General features: G+C 48.5%; 19 protein-coding genes. 15 read left to right on the forward strand and 4 right to left on the reverse strand.

Features of this window, described 5'->3' with window-relative positions:
- The first annotated feature begins 44 nt into the window (after positions 1-44).
- From acpP to KFF03_RS08570, 7 genes are all read left to right on the forward strand, one after another.
- Positions 45-278 (forward strand): acyl carrier protein, encoded by a 234-nt coding sequence (acpP, locus tag KFF03_RS08540; RefSeq protein ID WP_255860663.1) that lies wholly within the window; start codon positions 45-47, stop codon positions 276-278.
- A gap of 153 nt (positions 279-431) precedes the next feature.
- On the forward strand, positions 432-1,673 hold the full coding sequence (gene fabF, locus KFF03_RS08545) for a beta-ketoacyl-ACP synthase II (protein ID WP_255860664.1): 1,242 nt from the start codon (positions 432-434) through the stop codon (positions 1,671-1,673).
- Positions 1,663-2,562 (forward strand): aminodeoxychorismate lyase, encoded by a 900-nt coding sequence (pabC, locus tag KFF03_RS08550; RefSeq protein WP_255860665.1) that lies wholly within the window; start codon positions 1,663-1,665, stop codon positions 2,560-2,562. Before fabF ends, pabC begins: the two co-directional genes overlap by 11 nt.
- On the forward strand, positions 2,559-3,575 hold the full coding sequence (gene mltG / locus KFF03_RS08555) for an endolytic transglycosylase MltG (RefSeq protein ID WP_255860667.1): 1,017 nt from the start codon (positions 2,559-2,561) through the stop codon (positions 3,573-3,575). The genes pabC and mltG overlap by 4 nt, the downstream gene beginning before the upstream one ends.
- A gap of 26 nt (positions 3,576-3,601) precedes the next feature.
- Entirely contained in the window at positions 3,602-4,252 is a 651-nt protein-coding gene (tmk, locus tag KFF03_RS08560; RefSeq protein WP_255860669.1) for a dTMP kinase, read from the forward strand.
- The gene (gene holB, locus KFF03_RS08565; RefSeq protein WP_255860670.1) at positions 4,249-5,286 is read left to right on the forward strand and encodes a DNA polymerase III subunit delta'; all 1,038 of its coding nucleotides are present in this window, start codon (positions 4,249-4,251) and stop codon (positions 5,284-5,286) included. The genes tmk and holB overlap by 4 nt, the downstream gene beginning before the upstream one ends.
- A gap of 42 nt (positions 5,287-5,328) precedes the next feature.
- Complete coding sequence (locus KFF03_RS08570; RefSeq protein ID WP_255860671.1) at positions 5,329-5,676, forward strand: PilZ domain-containing protein; 348 nt, start codon at positions 5,329-5,331, stop codon at positions 5,674-5,676.
- Between the two features lie 85 nt (positions 5,677-5,761).
- Here the strand turns inward: KFF03_RS08570 and KFF03_RS08575 are convergent, their stop codons facing one another.
- Complete coding sequence (locus KFF03_RS08575; protein WP_255860673.1) at positions 5,762-6,961, reverse strand: aminotransferase class V-fold PLP-dependent enzyme; 1,200 nt, start codon at positions 6,959-6,961, stop codon at positions 5,762-5,764.
- An 87-nt stretch (positions 6,962-7,048) separates the two neighbouring features.
- On the opposite strand from KFF03_RS08575, the gene KFF03_RS08580 reads away from it, so the two are divergent.
- The 7 genes from KFF03_RS08580 (at position 7,049) to KFF03_RS08610 (ending at position 15,099) form a co-directional block, all read left to right on the forward strand.
- Positions 7,049-9,976 (forward strand): insulinase family protein, encoded by a 2,928-nt coding sequence (locus KFF03_RS08580; RefSeq protein ID WP_255860674.1) that lies wholly within the window; start codon positions 7,049-7,051, stop codon positions 9,974-9,976.
- 67 nt (positions 9,977-10,043) lie between these two features.
- Positions 10,044-10,871, forward strand: a complete 828-nt coding sequence (locus KFF03_RS08585) for a DUF3450 domain-containing protein (protein WP_255860675.1) — start codon at positions 10,044-10,046, stop codon at positions 10,869-10,871.
- Between the two features lie 9 nt (positions 10,872-10,880).
- Complete coding sequence (locus KFF03_RS08590; protein ID WP_255860676.1) at positions 10,881-12,242, forward strand: MotA/TolQ/ExbB proton channel family protein; 1,362 nt, start codon at positions 10,881-10,883, stop codon at positions 12,240-12,242.
- Positions 12,243-12,245: 3 nt separating this feature from the next.
- On the forward strand, positions 12,246-12,779 hold the full coding sequence (locus tag KFF03_RS08595) for a MotA/TolQ/ExbB proton channel family protein (RefSeq protein ID WP_255860678.1): 534 nt from the start codon (positions 12,246-12,248) through the stop codon (positions 12,777-12,779).
- A gap of 21 nt (positions 12,780-12,800) precedes the next feature.
- On the forward strand, positions 12,801-13,208 hold the full coding sequence (locus tag KFF03_RS08600) for a biopolymer transporter ExbD (protein ID WP_255860679.1): 408 nt from the start codon (positions 12,801-12,803) through the stop codon (positions 13,206-13,208).
- Positions 13,208-13,825: an energy transducer TonB gene (locus KFF03_RS08605; RefSeq protein ID WP_255860680.1), complete on the forward strand. Its 618-nt coding sequence runs from the start codon at positions 13,208-13,210 to the stop codon at positions 13,823-13,825. Before KFF03_RS08600 ends, KFF03_RS08605 begins: the two co-directional genes overlap by 1 nt.
- A gap of 2 nt (positions 13,826-13,827) precedes the next feature.
- Positions 13,828-15,099 carry a hypothetical protein gene (locus tag KFF03_RS08610; protein ID WP_255860682.1) on the forward strand — a complete coding sequence of 424 codons (1,272 nt, stop codon included), beginning with the start codon at positions 13,828-13,830 and terminating at the stop codon, positions 15,097-15,099.
- A 33-nt stretch (positions 15,100-15,132) separates the two neighbouring features.
- On the opposite strand, the gene KFF03_RS08615 is transcribed toward KFF03_RS08610, so the two are convergent.
- From KFF03_RS08615 to KFF03_RS08625, 3 genes are all read right to left on the reverse strand, one after another.
- Positions 15,133-16,062: a lysophospholipid acyltransferase family protein gene (locus KFF03_RS08615; protein WP_255860684.1), complete on the reverse strand. Its 930-nt coding sequence runs from the start codon at positions 16,060-16,062 to the stop codon at positions 15,133-15,135.
- A gap of 127 nt (positions 16,063-16,189) precedes the next feature.
- The gene (locus KFF03_RS08620; RefSeq protein WP_255860685.1) at positions 16,190-17,119 is read right to left on the reverse strand and encodes a lysophospholipid acyltransferase family protein; all 930 of its coding nucleotides are present in this window, start codon (positions 17,117-17,119) and stop codon (positions 16,190-16,192) included.
- Positions 17,120-17,198: 79 nt separating this feature from the next.
- Positions 17,199-18,128 (reverse strand): LysR family transcriptional regulator, encoded by a 930-nt coding sequence (locus tag KFF03_RS08625; protein WP_255860686.1) that lies wholly within the window; start codon positions 18,126-18,128, stop codon positions 17,199-17,201.
- A 153-nt stretch (positions 18,129-18,281) separates the two neighbouring features.
- On the opposite strand from KFF03_RS08625, the gene KFF03_RS08630 reads away from it, so the two are divergent.
- Entirely contained in the window at positions 18,282-18,839 is a 558-nt protein-coding gene (locus KFF03_RS08630; protein ID WP_255860687.1) for an NADPH-dependent FMN reductase, read from the forward strand.
- Positions 18,840-18,913: the final 74 nt, after the last annotated feature.

Genomic DNA, 18,913 nt, shown 5'->3' on the forward strand with positions numbered 1-18,913 from the left:
CCATTTACTGGCCAATTAGAGTTAATAAACGGTAGGAAAAAACCATGAGTAACATTGAAGAACGCGTAAAGAAAATCGTATGTGAGCAACTGGGTGTTAAAGAAGAAGAAGTGAAGCCTTCATCTTCTTTCGTTGATGACCTGGGTGCTGACTCTCTGGACACTGTAGAGCTGGTTATGGCTCTGGAAGAGGAATTTGAAACTGAAATTCCTGATGAAGATGCAGAGAAGCTGACCAGCGTTCAGGAAGCCATCGACTACATCATTGCCAATCTGTAAGATTCGCAATGTCTGAAAGCCGCCTCTTCGGACGCGGCTTTTTTTGTGCCTGTTATTTGACCTTCAGTTGAGGTCTGAGTGTACATCGGCTTTTCTGAAACATTGGCTTGCCTGAAACAGCGGCCTTATGAAACAACACAGTGAATTAGGATTATGAGCAAACGACGTGTCGTGATTACCGGAATGGGAACCGTTAACCCGCTGGCCCACAATGTTAATGATACCTGGGAAGCTATCTGTGCTGGTCGCAGTGGTATCGCTAAGATTGAACATTTTGACGCTGACGGTTACAGCACCCAGATTGTCGGTGCGGTTAAAGACTTTGACCCGAACCCGGTGATGACGGCAAAAGATGCCCGTAAGGTTGATCTGTTTCTGCAATACGCCATGGTTGCTGCAGAAGAGGCCATTAACGATGCTCAGTTTCCTGAATCTCTCAACAAAACCCGTGTTGGTGTCGCTGTAGGTTCAGGTATTGGCGGCCTGAACATGATTGAGGCAAATGATGCGCAACTGGCGAAAAGTGGCCCGCGTCGTGTTTCACCGTTTCTGGTTCCGGGATCCGTGATCAATATGGCCGCGGGCAATATTGCCATTCGTCATGGATTGCAAGGGCCCAACTTTGCGATTACTACGGCGTGTACCACAGGCACGCACAATATTGGTTATGGCGCTCGCACCATTGCGTATGGCGATGCCGATGTGATGGTGGTTGGTGGTGCTGAGTGTGGGTCGTCACCTTTAGGCATGGCAGGCTTTGCTTCTGCACGTGCCATGAGTACCCGTAACGATGAGCCTGAAAAAGCGAGTCGCCCATGGGATAAAGACCGTGATGGTTTTGTGCTTGGTGATGGCGCTGCGGTACTGATTCTGGAATCTCTGGAACACGCACAGCAGCGTGGAGCGACGATTTACGCTGAGGTTTGTGGTTTGGGCATGAGTGACGATGCCCATCATATTACGTCACCACCAGAAGATGGTTCAGGTGCTCAGGCAGCCATGCTCAATGCACTGAATGACGCAGAACTGAAACCCGAAGATATTGATTACATCAACGCCCATGGTACCTCCACGCTGGTGGGTGATGTGGCTGAAACCAACGCGATTAAAGCGGTGTTTGGTGATCATGCTAACCAACTGGCGGTGTCGTCTACCAAGTCGATGACGGGTCATTTATTGGGGGCAGCCGGCGCCATTGAAGCCCTGATTACCACGCTGGCAATTCGCAACAGTATTGCTCCACCGACCATCAACCTGGATAACCCGGATGATGGCTGTGACCTGGATTATGTGCCGCATCAGGCGCGTAAAATGGAGATCCGTGCCGCTATATCAAACTCGTTTGGTTTTGGCGGTACTAACGGCAGTTTGTTGATCAAACGTTTTGAAGACTGATTTATTGCAGGCCAGTTGGCAGGTGGATAACTGGCAACAGCTGCCGGTTGTTGCTCGTGGCGCTGAATTTGGTGATGGCTTGTTTGAAACCCTGCGAATCAATGCGCAGGGGAATATTCCTCTGTGGCAGCTGCATCGTCAGCGCCTGTCTGAGGGGCTGGTCAGATTAAATTTCCCGATTGATTCATTGCAGATTATTGATCGTGCTATCCGTCAGTTGTTGGTGTCGCAATTGATGGCGGTAGTAACGTCGCATCAACAATATGGCTGGCAAGTAAAATTGCTGGTTGAACGAGCGGCCAATTCCACCAGTCACACGCCTGTGCGTGGTTATGCTTATCATGCTGATCAAGCGGTGGTGCTGAGTGTTTTTATTCGCCCGGCACCGGGGTTTTTGGCCGCACACCACGGGATCAAGGTCGGGGTTAGCCCGGTTGTTTTATCCCAGCAGCCACTGCTGGCGGGTATCAAACATCTCAATCGTTTGGAGCAGGTGTTAGCAAGACAACAATTCTCCGACGATTGGCAGGAATGTGTGATGCTCAACCAGCAGGGTGATGTGATTGAAGGCTGTATGTCGAATCTGTACGTGCTTGAGCAAGGGAAGCTGGTGACTCCATTGTTGGATAATGCTGGCGTGAATGGCGTTGCGCGCCGTTGGTTGTTTGATCAGGCAGAGCAGTTGGGTATGGAGTTATCACAAGGAGTTATTGATTTAGCCCGTGCTAAACACTCTGATGGTGTGTTGTACAGCAACAGCCTGAATGGTTTCAGTTGGGTAAATCAGTTGGATGATTATGATTTTTCACCACGCTCATGTGAAAAAGCGCAGCACCTCTGCGCAACTATTCAATCGGTTTTTATTCAGACAATAAGCGAAAGCCTGTGAAAAAAATTCTATTGTTATTAATTGCTGCTTTTGCCATCGCTTTGGCAGCGGGTTCAGTGATCTGGAATGTTCAAACAACCAATCACGATACGGTATTAATCAGCATTGAACGTGGTGATACGCTATCGCACAAAGCATTGGAATGGCAGCAAGCCGGTTGGTTGCCTTCGGCGGTATTATTAAAAATACAGGCGCGGTTATTAAATCAGCAGCAGGTGTTGCGAGTCGGGGAATATCAGTTGCCACCTCAATTAACTGGCGCTGAGTTACTGAGCTTTTTAGCAAGTGCTAAGCCGGTAACCTATAAATTACGGTTTATCGAAGGTACGACGCTGAATGATGCGTTTACGGTATTAAATAATGCCCGGCATTTGCAGCAGGATGTGACACCACTGAACAGAAACAATGTGGCTAATCTTCTTGATATAACCGGCAACCCGGAGGGCTGGTTATACCCGGATACCTATGTTTATCAAAAAGGTGAAAAAGTCAGTGCGATTCTCCGTCAGGCACATCAGCGTATGCAAAAACAACTGACTGAGTCCTGGAAAACCCGTGCAAAAAATTTACCTTATAAAACACCGTATGATGCATTAATTATGGCGTCAATTGTTGAGAAGGAAACCGGTGCAGCGTATGAACGCCCTCAAATTGCCGGGGTTTTTGTGCGACGTTTGCAAAAAAATATGCGCTTAGAAACCGATCCGACGGTGATTTATGGCTTGGGTGAAAACTTTGATGGCAATTTACGGCGCGTGCATTTACGTGATCCCAGTAATCGTCACAATACCTATCGCCATAAAGGTTTACCGCCGTCACCTATTGCTTTTGCAGGCAAAGCGGCGATTGAAGCGGCATTGCACCCGGCTGATGGCGATGCCTTATTTTTTGTGGCGAAAGGGGATGGCAGTCATTATTTTTCAGCCACCTTGGCTGAGCATAATAAAGCCGTACGCAAATATCAGATTTATAAACGTAAAAAGAATTATCGTTCAGCCCCTGCTGCTCAATAATCTGGAAATTTTATGACGAACCTTTTATGAAAAATCAAGGCAAATTCATTACCTTTGAAGGTGGTGAAGGGGTAGGAAAATCCACCAATATTCAATTTGCAGCCGAGTGGCTGAAAGCCAGAAATATTGATGTGGTGGTGACTCGTGAACCCGGTGGTACTCAGATCGCGGAGACCATCCGTAATCAGCTGTTAAAAGCACACCACGATGAACCCATGTCGGACTTGGCTGAATTGTTGTTGGTGTTTGCCGCTCGTGCTCAACATCTGCAAGCGTTGATTGAACCGGCATTAGCGGCAGGGAAATGGGTGTTGTGCGACCGTTTTACCGATTCAACACTGGCGTATCAAGGTTATGGTCGTGGTCTGGATACTGCAGTGATTCTGAATTTAAAAGCGTTGGTGCAAAAAGATCTCGAACCACACTGTACGTTTTTATTAGAAGCACCGCTTGAGTTGGGCATGTCCCGGGCTCGTGGTCGTGCGGATGATGCTGGAGAACAAGTGGACCGCTTTGAGACTGAAAAGCTCGATTTCTTCCGTAAGGTACAGCAAGGTTTCTCCGATTTAGCCAATCAGCATAAGCGCTTTGCCCGCATCGATGCCTCGTTGCCGTTGACGGACGTTCAGCAACAAATTGAGCAGCAGTTGTCTCGTTTAATGGAGCAGCAGGGATGATATCTGGGGTTGCATCCGAGTCGTCGTCACAGCTTTTGCCCTGGCAACAACCGATTTGGCAGGATTTGGTCCGGCGCCAGCAGCAATCCGGTTTACCTCATGCGTTGATGTTTACCGGCATTGCCGGTATTGGCAAACACGAGTTGTCTTTGCGGGTGGCTCACTGGTTGCTGTGTCAGAACTCTTCGGGTCAGGCCGATGGGCTAACTGAATCCTGTGGTCACTGCCACTCATGCCAGCTTTGGCAAGCGGGAAGTCATCCGGATTTTATGGTGTGCCAGCCAGAAGATAACAGCCGCCAGATTCGTATCGATAGCATTCGTAAGGTGAATGAGTTTCTGGCGCAAACGCCACAAATCAGTCGTTGTCAGGTGGTGGTGATTCGCCCGGTAGAGGTAATGAACACGAATGCGGCTAACGCTCTTTTAAAAACGCTGGAAGAACCCGCGGGCGAGAGCTTCTTATTACTGGAGGCTGAGCGCTTTGGTTCGGTGTTGCCCACCATTCGTAGTCGTTGTCAGCGTATTCAATTGCTAGCACCGAGTGCCGAGCAGGCTCAGCAATGGCTGCAGGCGTCAGGGGTTTCACCCGATCAGGCGTCACAGGCGTTGCGTTACAACCCGCAAGCACCGTTGCAGGCGCAACTCTGGCTGGAACACAACCTGGGCGAGCAACAACAGCAGTGGCTGGATCTGTTTGGCCAATGGACACAGGGCCGTGCACCTTTAGATAAAGTAGTGGCGGCGTATACCAAAATGGAGCTGGATGATGTGATTCACTGGTACGCCGGTGTTCTGGCTGATGCGTTGAAATTGACGTTGTCTGTGGCAGAAGATCAGCTGCTTCATGGTGGTTGGTTAGCACAGTTGCTTAACGCCTGTGGTGACGGTGCTACCCTCAACAAAACAAAGCTGATAACCTTGCAACGCAATGTTCAGGAAATACAGGGCGGTTTGTTATCCGGTGCCGCCCACCACAATAAGCAGCTGTTGAATGAGTCTCTGTTGTTGCAGTGGCGAGCACTGCTGCAGTGACGTAATGCATTGCTGAAATAATAATTAAGGTCAGGAGACAGAATGAATCCGATGGGTGGTCGCAGTGGTATTTTATCGCTGACAATCAAAGATAAATCTGTGTTGTATGCTGCGTATATGCCGTTTATTACTGACGGTGGATTGTTTATCCCAACCAATAAACAATATCAGCTGGGCGATGAAGTATTTATGTTGTTAAAGCTGATGGATGAGCCTGAAAAAATCCCGGTTGCGGGCAAGGTGGTATGGGTGACACCGAAAGGTGCTCAAGGCAATAAGGTTGCTGGTATTGGTGTCCAGTTTACCGGTGATGACAATATTGCTCGTAATAAAATTGAGACCTTCCTGGCTGGCGCGTTAAAGTCCGATCGGGTAACGCATACGATGTAATCCGTTTGCTCCGTACTTGTTGAGTTTAAAGAAAACGCCATTGAAGTGATTCAATGGCGTTTTTTATTTTACCGCTCCCGATCCGTTAGCTCTGGCAAAACGGTAGCATTTCTTCCACTGCTTCCAGTGCGTCGTCGAGCGCATCCTGAGTGGTGTGGAAGTGAGGTGAGAAGCGAACGCCTCCGCCGCGATTAGCGCAAATCACTCCGGTTTTCATCAAGGCCTGATACAGCTTCTGGCTGTCGGCTCCCCAAAAGTGGAAGGTCAGAATGCCACTGGGACGCTCGTCCAGCAGTGGGTTAACAAAATTGGCTTCCAGTTCAGCCAGGCCTTGTTTCAGATATTGAACACGTTCACTAATGGCGTATTCCACTTGGGGTAAGCCAGCTTTTAATAACAAGCCCGTGCTGGCTTCCAGCGCGTAGCTGGCCAGCAGGTTGGGGCTACCACATTCAAAACGACGGGCGTCGCTGGCTAATTGCCACTCTCGGGCATTGTAGTTGCCCATGTCTTCAACCATATGCCAGCCGAATTCACGCACTTGTAGTTGGTCCATAATCTCTGCACGCACATAAAAGAGCCCCAGGCCTTCTGGACCCAGCATCCATTTATGGCCGTCGGCCATGGCAAAATCACACAAATTCTCCTGCACCGAAAAAGCTTGTGCGCCAACCGCTTGAATGGCATCAATACAAAACAGCACGCCGTTATCACGACAGGCCTGACCAATGCGATTGATATCCAGGCGTAAGCCACTGGCGTATTGCACTGCACTGATGGACACCAGCTTGGGCTTTTGCGCAATGGCCGCCAATAACTCGGCCTCTGGGTCTGAGTAGGGCAGTGCCACTTCAACTACCTTTACGCCCTGGTTTTGTAACGATTCCCAGACGATGCGGTTGCTGGGAAATTCCTGATCAGAAATCACTACCACATCACCGGCTTGCCACTCCAGGCCATAAGCAACAAAGGAAAGGGCTTCAGAGGTGTTTTTGACCAATGCCACGCTGCCTTTGGGCGCATCGATTAATTGTTCAAGATTACGCTTCAGTGACTTCTCAACCTGCATCCATTCGGGGTAATGAGATGCGCCCATGGCAACGTTCTCAGCGGCAAAATTAGCCACTGCTTTGCGGGCAGACTCTGGCCAGGGAGCAACCGCGGCATGATTCAGGTACATGCATTCGTCGTTAACCGGGAACTCCGCGCGCCAATCGAATTGGTTGCCGTTGGTTTCATTGTTTCCACTCCCGGTTTGATTGTTGTTAGCACTGGAATGCGTCATTTCATGGCCCTTGATTGAGTCTTTATCGTTAATCGTTACCTTTCTGCTAAGATACCCGAAATTTAAGAAATAATTGATAGAGAAGTTATGTCTGATCAAAACTGTTCTGGTACAAGTCATCCGGCCTTTCGTCTGATTGATTCGACGGTGGTTGAGTCTCTGAATCTGACCGTTCATCATTTTGAACATCAGAAGACCGGTGCAGTGCATTATCACCTCGAGTCTGATCATGATGAAAAGGCATTTTTAGTAGCCTTGCGCACCATGCCACATGATTCAACCGGTGTAGCACATATTCTCGAACACACGGCCTTGTGCGGCAGCGAAAAATTCCCGGTACGCGATCCGTTTTTTATGATGACACGGCGCTCGCTGAACACCTTTATGAACGCCATGACCAGCTCTGACTGGACGGCTTATCCGTTTGCTTCACAAAACCTTAAAGACTTTAACAACCTGCTGGATGTGTATCTGGATGCGGTGTTTTTCTCGCGCTTAGATCCACTGGATTTTGCTCAGGAAGGTCATCGGGTTGAATTCAGCGAAGAAGGCAATAAAGCATCGCCGCTGGAATACAAAGGTGTTGTGTTTAACGAAATGAAAGGCGCGATGTCGTCACCGGTCAGCCAGTTGTGGCAGGGCATTTCCAGCTATTTATTCCCAACCACCACCTATCACTACAACAGTGGTGGTGAGCCAGCAGATATTACCGATCTCAGTTATGACGAGTTGCTGGCGTTTTATAAAACCCATTACCACCCATCTAATGCCATCTTTATGACCTTTGGTGATCTGGATGTGTCGGATCTGCAACAAAAGATCGATGGACAAGCGTTGTCTCGCTTTGAGCGCCAGGAAAAACAATGGCGTGTTGCCCCTGAGAAGCGCTATCCGGCACCCATTGCCGTCGAGCAGGCCTATGGGGTAGACGGCGATGACTTGTCTGCAAAAACCCACCATGTGATGGGTTGGTTGCTGGGCGATTCCACCGATCTGGATGCTCAGTTAGAGGCCAACCTGCTCAGTCAGATTTTATTGGATAACAGTGCGTCACCCTTGCGCCGAGCGCTGGAGCAAACCGATTTGGGCGGCTCGCCTTCACCTTTGTGTGGTCTGGAAGATTCCAACCGTGAAATGAGCTTTATGTGTGGCATCGAGGGTAGCGAACCAGAGCAAGCACAAGCGCTGGAAACTCTGGTGCTCGATACGTTACAACAGGTTGCTGAACATGGTGTGGAGCGCTCAATGATTGATGCCGCCTTGCATCAGCTGGAGCTGCATCAGCGTGAAATTGGTGGTGACCATTATCCTTATGGATTACAGCTGATCTTTAACGCCATTCCGGCGGCAACCCACTACGGTGATCCGGTCAGCCTGCTGAATCTGGATCCGGCATTGGAGCGTCTGAAACAAAAAGCAGCTGCCGATAACTTTGTTCAGGACGCAGTACAGCGTTTATTACTGAATAACCGCCACCGGGTTCGTTTTACTTTGAAGCCGGATGCCCAGTTAAACGAAGAGGCCCTGCGTCTTGAGCAACAACGGCTGCAGGATCACTTGTTGTCACTGAATGAAGCCGATAAAGACAATATTGTTGAACAAACTCAGGCATTAAAAGAGCGTCAGGCGCAGCAGGATGATCCGGGTGTTTTACCTCAGGTGACATTGGATGATGTTAAGCCAGAATTAAGCCATGTTTCACCAACCGCTGAGCACTCAGCTAATGAACAGCTGCCGGTCAGTGAATATCAGACCGGTACCAATGGTATTTTGTATCAGCAATTATTGCTCGATTTGCCAACTTTAAGCCGAGAGCAATTAACCTGGTTGCCGTTTTTCAGTCATGCCTGGACCGAAGTGGGCGCAGGTAATAACGACTACCTGGCTCAGCAGCAAAAACAAACCGCGCTGGTGGGCAGTTTGTCGGCTTATGCTTCAATCAAAGGTCAGGTAGACGATTGCAACCAGTTGCAAAGCTACCTGGTGATGACAGGCAAAGCGCTGGCAAACAACGCCGATGCCTTTAGTGCTCTGAATCGTGAAACCTGGCAACAGGCACGCTTTGATGAAGACAAGCGTTTGCTGGATTTATTAACCCACGCGACGTCTCGTAAACAGCAAGGCATTACCGGCTCTGGTCATGCATTAGCCATGTCGCTGGCAGCATCACCGATCAGTCTGGCAGCTAATGTTGCCAATGAATTGGGTGGCATGCCGCAGGCCTTGCGCCTGAAGCAGCGTTTGGAGCAGGCTCGGCAAAATCCGGCCTTGATCGGTGAGGCATTGGCAGGCTTGTATCAGCAATTATCCGATCCACAGCAAGCCTTGCTGGTGCACGATGAAAACCACGCTCCGGCACACTTGAGCAGTGTTGCAGATCAGTGGACGTCGGTATCGGCAAGTACCGCAGGTGCCTTTAAATGGCAAATGCCAGAGCAGGAAGCCGCGCGTTATTGGATGGTCGACTCGCAAGTGAATTTCTGTTCTCTGGCTCTGCCGACGGTCACTCTGGATCATGAAGATGCGGCACCGCTGGCCGTATTAGGGGGCATTTTACGCAATGGCTTCTTGCATACTGCTATTCGTGAACAGGGTGGCGCTTACGGTGCCGGTGCTTCGCAAGATTCGGCGCTGGGTTGCTTTAAATTTTTCTCCTATCGCGACCCGCGGGTTGAAGGCACCTTTGCTGATTTCCGCCAGTCGATTGATTGGCTGTTGCAACAGCCTGCGAATGAAGATCTGGTTGAGCAGGCTGTGTTGGGGATTATTGGCAGTATGGATCGTCCTGGCTCGCCAGCGGGTGAAGCCAAGCAGGCATTTCATCTGGATAAAACCGGACGCACCCGCATGATTCGTCAGCAATTCCGCGAGCGTATGCTGCGGGTTAATTGGGATGATGTGGTTCGGGTGACTGAGCAATATCTGAAAAATCAGACCGGCTATTCGGCGGTTATTGCACCCAAAGGCACACAAGCGATTGCTGAAACACTGGGTTTGCAGACGGCTGAATTCTGATCAGACTCATTTAGAAATCATAAATGAGAATTTATATCAATTGTATTTCAAATCACGAGGCGGCATAATGCCGCCTCTGTTTTTTATGCTGATTTTATCGATGGAAACCGCTATGCCAATGCAGGTTTTTAACCGCAAAACACTCTGTTTTGCCTCTTTTATTATCTCTTTGATGGCGCTGCCATCCTTTTCTGTTGCTGAAACCTTGTCTGCAAGTGAAAAAGCGATTGCCAGTGCTGATGCTGCAGGTCGTGCCAGCCAGAAAAAAGTGGAAGGCCTGGATGATGAATCTCAGCGTCTGTTGAACGAATACCGCCAGCTCAAAGCGGAAACAGATCAGCTGCGGTTATACAACGAGCAAATGAGCCGCATTGTCGCCAATCAGGAACAAGAGCTGTCGTCACTTGATCGACAAATCAGTGAAATTGAACGCACAGAGCAGGGTGTGCTGCCATTGATGTTACGCATGCTGGATAACCTGGAAAGTTTTGTTGAACTGGATACACCGTTTTTGCCGAATGAGCGTGAATCCCGGGTTGCGCTATTAAAAGACATGATGTCGCGTGCGGACGTCACCACCTCGGAAAAATTTCGTCGCGTGTTGGAGGCTTATCAGGTCGAAGTGGATTACGGTCGCAATATTGAAGCCTATCGTGGTCAGCTGAATAACGTCGCTTACGATTTCCTGCGTATTGGCCGCGTGGCCTTGTATCGTTTGAGCAATGATGGCACAGAGGCGTGGATCTGGGATCGTAATACGCGTGATTGGAATACCCTGGATGCGGCTTATCAACAGGATTTGCGCAAAGCATTAAAAGTAGCGCAACAAACGGCTGCGCCTGAGTTATTAACCCTGCCCATGCCGATTGTGCAATCCGGCGTAACGGCTCAATAAGGAAGACCAATGAATACGGTAAAAAAATTAATTGTGTCTTTTTCTTTGCTGTTGGTTGCCAGCGTTTCCCTGGCTGATTCTCAACAAGAAGAGTTAAACGCCTTACTGAATAATGCCAGTGCGTATCAGGCGGCAGAAAAGAAAATTAACGCAGCGCGTGAAGCGGCCTTCAAAAAAGATGTCGCCACACAAAAAGCCTTATTGGCAAAAGCACGTGCTGAACTGAAACAACAACAAACCCGTGCTGAGCAATTAAAAAATACGTTTGATAACAACGAAATAAAATTAACCGATAAAGAAGAAGAACTGCGCTTACGCGTGGGTAATTTAGGCGAAATGTTTGGAGTGGTGCGCCAGGTCGCAACGGACTTGCAAACGGTATTATCGGATAGTTTAACCTCGGTGCAGGTTAGCGAGCGCAAAGCGGATCTGGAAAAACTGGCAGAAGCTAAAGAGTTACCAAACATCGCTGAGTTGGAAGATTTATGGTTCACCTTGCAGCAGGAAATGACGCTGAATGGACAAATTGTTTCGTTCGATGCCAGCGTGATCGATGCGCAAGGCCAAGCGACACAGCAAATCATTACTCGTGTTGGTGTATTTAATGCCATTAACGAATCAGGTTATCTGACTTACGACAGTGAACTGCAACAGTTGGGTGTATTAGGTCGTCAGCCAGCGGTTGCTGGCTTTATTGAAGGTTATCTAAATAATACATCGGGTGTTGCACCGTTCGCGTTAGATCCAAGCCGGGGTGCATTGGTTAATCTGACTTTAGAAAATCCAGATTTAATCGAGCGCGTGAAGCAGGGCGGTGAAGTTGGCTTTATTATTATTGCACTCGGCATTATTGGTTTATTGCTGGCTGTTTGGCGTTTGGCTGCACTTTTCAGTGTTTCTCAAAGTGTTAAAAAACAACAGCAACAGTTGGATCAACCAGAGAATACTAATCCACTGGGCCGTGTGTTGATGGCTTATGGCGAGCTGCCGGATAATATTGAAGCAGAAGTGCTGGAAGCCAAAATGGATGAAGCGGTGTTGCGTGAATTGCCAGCACTAGAGCGCGGGCAATCGATTATTAAATTATTTGCCGGTATTGCTCCCCTGTTGGGCTTGCTGGGTACGGTAACCGGCATGATTGCAACGTTCCAGGCCATTACCAACTTTGGTACAGGTGACCCTAAGTTAATGGCATCGGGTATTTCTCAGGCATTAATCACAACCGTTCTGGGCTTGGTTGCCGCGATTCCATTATTGCTGGCGCACAATGGTGTTGCTTCTCAAAGTAAACGTTTGATTCAGCTGCTGGACGAACAGTCTGCCGGGCTGATGGCGCAACGCTTAGAAAAAGAAGCTAAAAAGGTCCAGTAACGGATGTTTGCAAGCAGCAATATAAATGGCCCGTTGCAATGGCTGTCCGATTTTATGGCCCAGGGCGGCCCGGTGCTGTATGGCATTCTGCTGCTGAGTGTTTTGCTGTGGGCGCTGATTCTTGAACGGCTTTGGTTTTTCTATATTGATATGCCAAAACAAAACAAGAAGCTTGCTGAAACCTGGCAGCAACGCCGTGATCACAACAGCTGGACGGCGCGTAAAATCCGCAGTGCGATGATCAGTCGCCAACATCAGTCAGCCAATGCTTTTCTATCGACAGTGGGCATGTTGATTGGTATTTGTCCCTTAATGGGATTACTTGGCACTGTGTGGGGAATGGTGAATGTTTTTGATGTGCTTGCGATCACCGGCACCGGTAACGCCCGTGCTATGGCACATGGTATTTCTCAGGCAACCATTCCGACCATGGCTGGTTTGGTAGTCGCGCTGACAGGGCTGTATTTTCGTACCCGCTTTAAACGTTTAAGTGAACGCGGCATTCATCAGCTGGCTGAACAGCTGCCAACAGATTAACAGGGTTTTCAGGTTTAAATTATGGCTCGACGTCATACTGACAATGATGCAGACGGAAACGATATCGATATTACACCGATGCTGGATATTGTTTTTATCATGCTGATCTTTTTTATCGTGACGACTTCTTTTGTCAAAGAAAGTGGTGTGTCAGTTAATCGCCCAAGTGCGCAAACGGCCGAAGAGAAAAAGGGCAGTAATATTCTGGTGGCAATTCGCGCTAATGGTGAGATCTGGATTGATCGTCGTGCCATTGATGTGCGTGCTGTACGCCCGAATATTGAACGCATGAAAGCCGAGAACCCGGAAGGTGCGGTGATTATTCAGGCGGATGAGTTTTCGCCAACGGGTTTATTAGTGAAAGTCATGGATCAGATTCGTCTGGCGGGCATACACGATATCTCGATTTCAGCCGAGGCGGTCGATTAATGCGGCTGCTATTTGCTTTTTTTGCTGCCGGTGGTGTAAGCCTGGCGTTGTTTTTTGCCATGTACAGCATGGTGTCGGGTACAGCTGACCTGAAAAAAGAACGCACTGAATCCACTTTTCTTGATTTTGTTCGTGCTAAGCAAGATACAAAAACACAGTTAAAAGAACGACGCAAAAAAGAACCGCCAAAACCAAAGAAACCACAACTGCCAAAAACGTCCGTCAATCAGCAGAATGTAAACATGCAGAAATTGCCGTTTACCATGCCCGATGTTCAGACCGATCTTGAGTTGAGTAATCAATCCTTCCTGGGGGACGCAGCCGTTGGTATGGGGTTTGGAGACAGTGATGTCATTCCGCTGGTTCGTCAGAATCCGGTTTACCCTGAAAAAGCCAAACGCCGAAAAATTGAAGGTTATGTGACAGCTCGCCTGCAGATTAATGCTGATGGTACCGTTGATGATGTCGAAATTATTGATGCTCAGCCGCGCGGTGTGTTCGAGCGTGAAGCGCGCCGTGCTTTGTTTAAATACAAATTTAAACCGCGTCTTCAGGATGGCCAGCCGGTGCCTCAGGTCGCAACTCAAACCCTCGAATTTAAGTTGAGTGGTCGCTAAGCATGAAACAATTGTCGATTATTCTCTGCCTGTTTTTTGCCAGTCTGTTTTCCGTGTCGTTAAAGGCCGCGGATACTTCAATTTCTCCGGCGACCTATGAAGCATTGAATGATGTGCAGGAATACCTGCAGCAGGAAGATTACATCAATGCTCAGGAACTGTTGGATAAACTGCAAAGCCGCCTCAAACCATCTTTTGGCCTGGCACTGGTTCATCAGTTGTATGGTCAGCTTTACCTGGCTCAGGAAAATACACTGGCGGCGATTCAGCAGTTTGAGAATGCGTTAAAACTGGATGTATTTGCCGTTGGTCAGGAGTCCGCATTGGCGACCAATGTGGCGCAGTTGTATTTAAGCATTGAAAAAACCGATGACGCGATTGCCGCATTAAGCTCGCGGATGCCAAAGCTGCTGGGCGATGAAAAAAAAGCACAACAAACACAAAAAAAACAAGATCAGGACAAGTCCCTGATTAAACCCATTACCTTCGCCACTCTGGGTATGGCCTATCATATTAAAGGTGATTACAACAATGTGATTACCTGGGTACCTGAAGCGCTCGCACGTGAAAAAAAGTCCGGTAATCAGCCTAAGGAAAACTGGTTGCAGATTCTGGCATTGGCGTATTACGAGCGTAAACAATACCAGAGTGCTGCGGATACTTTAAAACAGCTGATTGCGATCAAACCGGATAATGAAGATTATTGGGTGCAACGTGCTTCCATGTTTCAGTTATTGGAGCAGCCGGGAAATACCTTAAAAGTACTTGAAACCGCTTATGCTGCAGACAAACTGACAAAAGATCAGAACCTGATGTTGTTAGTTCAGTTGCTGATTAATCAGGGCATACCGGAGCGGGGCGCTCGTATTCTGAAAGAGCAGCTGTTGGCACAGAATATCGAAATGACGGAGTCTAACTGGCGTTTATTGGCCTCTGCGTGGCAATTAAGTCGCCAGCGTCAGGACGCCATTGTTGCTTTATCGCAGGCTTCAGAAGCAATGAGCGATGGCTCGTTATTATTACGCGCGGCGCGTCTGGCTGTTCAGGATAATCGGCATGCCCAGGCTACTGTTTTGATTCAGAAGGCATTGGATAAAGGCCTGGAAGATAACGATAGTGCGAATGCCTTGTTGTTGGCTGGCAGCAGTCATTTTGAATTACAGCACTACGCGGATGCCAGGCGTTACTTTCAGCGTGCATTAAAACAGCCAGATTCAGCCACCTCGGCAAAAACCTGGCTGGACTATATCGCTACAGTTGAAGAGTATTTGTAACGCATGCTAAGCACATTTAATAGAATCGCTTAGTTAATAAAACTTAGGCTCACCTGGCGGACGTTTCTTAAAACGTTTATGCACCCAGAAATATTGTGATGGGTGCATTCGTACTGCTTTTTCTAATTCCTGGTTCCACATTTCGCAGTCTTGTTGTGGGTCGTCGCCAAAATTCTCCAGAGGTTTGCTGACCTCAATTTCAAAGACGCCATCTTTCAGACGGTGCATGCGTAGAAATACAACCACGGCGTTACTACGTCGTGCAATCAAGGTTGGCATGGCAAGGTTGGCCGCCTGGACACCAAAGAATGGAGCAAATAATGTCGATGCTTTGCTGAAATTCTGATCACAGGCATACCAGGCAACCTGGCCATCTTTGATCCATTTGATCAGGTCTTTAACTTGATCCTTGCTGAAGCCACGCGCATTTTCACGGTTACGGCCATTCACAATCATACGATCAATCACCGGGTTGTCATGGGGGCGATACATGTAACCAAGACGTTTCTCTTCGGTCAGCTCATTGACGACCAGTGGCAGATTAAAATCAATAGCGGCGAAATGCCCGCCCATCATTAACACGCCCTGGCCGCGACTGAGAGGTTCAAGCAAATTTTCAATGCCGATAATGTTGGCTTTGGAGATATAAGGGCGCATATCGGCCCACCAGGCGTGGGTACATTCCAAAGCGCCAATCGCCATTTGTTGCATGTTTTCTTTCAATAATGTTTCGATTTCGTCAGGTGTTTTCTCCGGAAAACACGCGCTGAGATTTTTGCGGCCAATCTTAGTACGACCCTTCATTGTGAGGTATAGCAGTGTCCCCAGCACGTTGCCGAGGGCATGTTTGACACGAAGGGGGAGAAACGAAATAAGCCACATAAAAAAGACGACGAGCCATGCTCCCCAGTATTGGGGTTTTAGCATGGCTGTCTGGAATGGAATGTGATGATTGACTTTCATGTCGGGAATCGCAACGAATTGGATATTGTGTCAAAGACCATAATATCCAAAGTTTACGAATAAAAGTCTTACATGAAGGCAACAGTGTGTTACGGATTTGGCAATGATACCGTTTGATTGCACTGAATCAATAAAACGGCGCTTCGCCTGGAGGGCGTTTTTTAAAGCGTTTATGCACCCAGAAATACTGACTTGGACGCATCCGAACCGCATTTTCCAGCTCTTTGTTCCAGGCCTCACAATCGGCTTGAGGATCTTTACCAAAGTCAGGCAGCTCATCACTGATCTCAAATTCATAGCCACCGTTCTCCAGTCGGTGCATACGCATAAATACGACTGCGGCACCACTTTCCTGGGCAATCCAGCTGGGGGTTGAAATATTAGCGGCCTGAACACCAAAAAAAGGGGCGAAGCGATCTGAGCTTTTGCTGAAGTTCTGGTCGCAGCCATACCAGGTCATGCCACCGTCTTTCAGAAACTGAATCATGTCTTTTAATTGGCGTTTGGTAAAACCCATCACATCGTGACGATTACGGCCATTGACGATCATGCGATCAATCACCGGGTTGTCGTGTGGGCGATACATATAGGCCAGATGAAAACGATCTGTCACTTTGGCTGCAATTAACGGAATAATAAAATCCACTGCGGCAAAGTGCCCCCCCATAATTAATACACCGTTACCTTTAGCCTGAGCGGCCATCAGCTTTTCTAAACCAATGACATTAACGGTTTTTGCATGGGGCTTCATATCACGCCACCAGGCATGTGGTCCTTCCAGCGCTCCGATGGTCATTTGCTGCATGTTCTCTTCCAACAGCCGTTCAATTTCTTCGGGGGACTTATCCGGAAAGCAAGCGGTCAGATTTTTACGGCCAATCCGGGTTCTGGCTTTCATGCGTCGATACAAAACGCTGCCCAGCTTTTTGCCCAGCGATTGTTTGCTTGAAAGGGGTAGCCAGGCGATCAGCCACATAATAAACACCATCAGCCAGGCACCGATGTATTTAGGATGAAGCAAGTCTTTAGAGAGGGGGATCAGGTTGTCGTATTTCATTATTGTTGTTTGAGTTGAGCATTTTGAAATTTAAGCGTCGGATTATACCAGATGAAAACGTTGACGACTGAAGTCATGTTCACTGATGCGCATCAGGATTAAATCGCTCGGCCACAAAATCAATAAACGCACGCACCTTAGCTGATAAGTGTTTTCGGCTGGGGTAAATCAAAAAAACATCAATCGATAAATCCTGATAATCCGGAAATAATTCCACCAGCTCGCCCGTTTGTAGCTGGTCGGCCAATAGAAAGTCCGGCAGGCGGGCAATCCCCTGGCCTTGTTGGCATAAGGACAAAATCATTTCGGAGCCGTTAGTTAATACCCGGCTGTTTACGGCAACCTGAATATCTTTGCCATAACGATTTTGGTAGTGCCAAAGTCTGGGTTGTTTCAAGTGGCTGTAAGTAATGCACTCGTGCTGATCCGGATGATTATCGGCCAGTTGCTCTGGCTTCTCAGGTTTGCCTTTGCGTAACAAATAAGCGGGAGAAGCCAGTGTGATGCCACGGGACTGCATGACTCTACGGCTGATCAGACTGGAATCTTCCAGTTGTGGGGTTGCCCGAATCACAATGTCAAACCCTTCCGCGATGACATCGACTTTGCGGTTGCTGATATCCAGTTCCAGGGTGATGTGGGGGTATTGGCGTAAAAAATCTGCGAATACCGGCTGCATCTGTGCACCACCAAAACTCGCCGGGCAGCTGATGCGTAAATTGCCCGACGCCTGCTGCTGTTGGCCGGCCAAAGCCGTAATCAACTGATTGGCATCGGCAATGATCTGCTGGCATTGCTGCAGATACAGCTCGCCTTCTGCTGTCAGGCTGAGTGAACGCGTCGTGCGGTTCATCAGTCGTACTCCCAAGCGCTGTTCCAGCTTGTTGATTTCTTTGCTGATGTACGACGTTGAATGGCCGGTATGCTCTGCGGCAAGGGTGAAACTGCCGGCAGCCGCGACTTGCGAGAATATCACCATGCCGTCTAATAAATGTGGGTTGTAATTCATCGTGTTGCTCTGGCTGCCTGAGTGTTAGTCCAGTCATTATGGGTTTATTGGGAGTCATATGGAAATAATCATTCTTTATTGCGGCTATTAATCTTCAATCAAGGTCAATTTATAGTAACCCCAGATCGAATATTCATTACTCAGGAGCAAGCCATGAAAATATTAGCTTTTGCCGCCAGCAACTCGAGCCAATCAATCAACAAAACACTGGTGACTTATGCCGCAGAGCAGTTAGCCGCCGCAGAACAATTGGCTCAGCAGTCGGATGCCAGTTATGAAGTATTGGACCTTAACGACTTCGAAATGCCGATTTACAGCGCAGACCGTGAAGAGCAGGGCGGTATTCCTGCTCCGGCTCATGCTTTTCGGGAAAAAATTGCGCAAGCGGATGTACTGCTGATTGCATATGCCGAGCACAACGGGTCATACACGGCGGCGTATAAAAATATTTTTGACTGGGCTTCACGCATTGATCGTGATGTTTATCAGAACAAAGCCGCTGTTTTGTTGGCGACATCACCAGGGCCGGGCGGTGCACAAAACGTCCTGAATCAGGCCGTTGGATCGGCGCCTTATTTTGCGCTGGACGTGAAAGGCAGCTTCTCATTGCCGTCATTCTTCGATCACTTTGATCAGCAAGCAGGGCAGTTGACCAATCAGGAGCTGGCCGCTCAGCTACAGCAACAGTTGAGCCAGTTGCTGCGGGGATAGTGTCTGCGGGGATGGGGATAGTTGTTGCGGAGATAGTTGCTTTGCCATGAGGTATTGTTACATTAGCCGCCGGA

The sequence above is a fragment of the Bacterioplanoides sp. SCSIO 12839 genome (assembly GCF_024397975.1).
Taxonomy (GTDB): domain Bacteria; phylum Pseudomonadota; class Gammaproteobacteria; order Pseudomonadales; family Oceanobacteraceae; genus Bacterioplanoides.

Excerpts from the sequence above, each read along its gene's own strand:
- fabF (WP_255860664.1), top strand. The coding sequence starts at position 432 with ATGAGCAAACGACGTGTCGTGATTACCGGAATGGGAACCGTTAACCCG.
- KFF03_RS08570 (WP_255860671.1), top strand. The coding sequence starts at position 5,329 with ATGAATCCGATGGGTGGTCGCAGTGGTATTTTATCGCTGACAATCAAA.
- KFF03_RS08595 (WP_255860678.1), top strand. The coding sequence starts at position 12,246 with ATGTTTGCAAGCAGCAATATAAATGGCCCGTTGCAATGGCTGTCCGAT.
- KFF03_RS08615 (WP_255860684.1), bottom strand. The coding sequence starts at position 16,062 with ATGAAAGTCAATCATCACATTCCATTCCAGACAGCCATGCTAAAACCC.
- KFF03_RS08625 (WP_255860686.1), bottom strand. The coding sequence starts at position 18,128 with ATGAATTACAACCCACATTTATTAGACGGCATGGTGATATTCTCGCAA.
- KFF03_RS08590 (WP_255860676.1), top strand. The coding sequence starts at position 10,881 with ATGAATACGGTAAAAAAATTAATTGTGTCTTTTTCTTTGCTGTTGGTT.
- tmk (WP_255860669.1), top strand. The coding sequence starts at position 3,602 with ATGAAAAATCAAGGCAAATTCATTACCTTTGAAGGTGGTGAAGGGGTA.
- KFF03_RS08630 (WP_255860687.1), top strand. The coding sequence starts at position 18,282 with ATGAAAATATTAGCTTTTGCCGCCAGCAACTCGAGCCAATCAATCAAC.
- KFF03_RS08580 (WP_255860674.1), top strand. The coding sequence starts at position 7,049 with ATGTCTGATCAAAACTGTTCTGGTACAAGTCATCCGGCCTTTCGTCTG.
- KFF03_RS08600 (WP_255860679.1), top strand. The coding sequence starts at position 12,801 with ATGGCTCGACGTCATACTGACAATGATGCAGACGGAAACGATATCGAT.
- KFF03_RS08620 (WP_255860685.1), bottom strand. The coding sequence starts at position 17,119 with ATGAAATACGACAACCTGATCCCCCTCTCTAAAGACTTGCTTCATCCT.
- KFF03_RS08575 (WP_255860673.1), bottom strand. The coding sequence starts at position 6,961 with ATGACGCATTCCAGTGCTAACAACAATCAAACCGGGAGTGGAAACAAT.
- acpP (WP_255860663.1), top strand. The coding sequence starts at position 45 with ATGAGTAACATTGAAGAACGCGTAAAGAAAATCGTATGTGAGCAACTG.
- KFF03_RS08585 (WP_255860675.1), top strand. The coding sequence starts at position 10,044 with ATGCCGCCTCTGTTTTTTATGCTGATTTTATCGATGGAAACCGCTATG.
- KFF03_RS08610 (WP_255860682.1), top strand. The coding sequence starts at position 13,828 with ATGAAACAATTGTCGATTATTCTCTGCCTGTTTTTTGCCAGTCTGTTT.
- KFF03_RS08605 (WP_255860680.1), top strand. The coding sequence starts at position 13,208 with ATGCGGCTGCTATTTGCTTTTTTTGCTGCCGGTGGTGTAAGCCTGGCG.
- holB (WP_255860670.1), top strand. The coding sequence starts at position 4,249 with ATGATATCTGGGGTTGCATCCGAGTCGTCGTCACAGCTTTTGCCCTGG.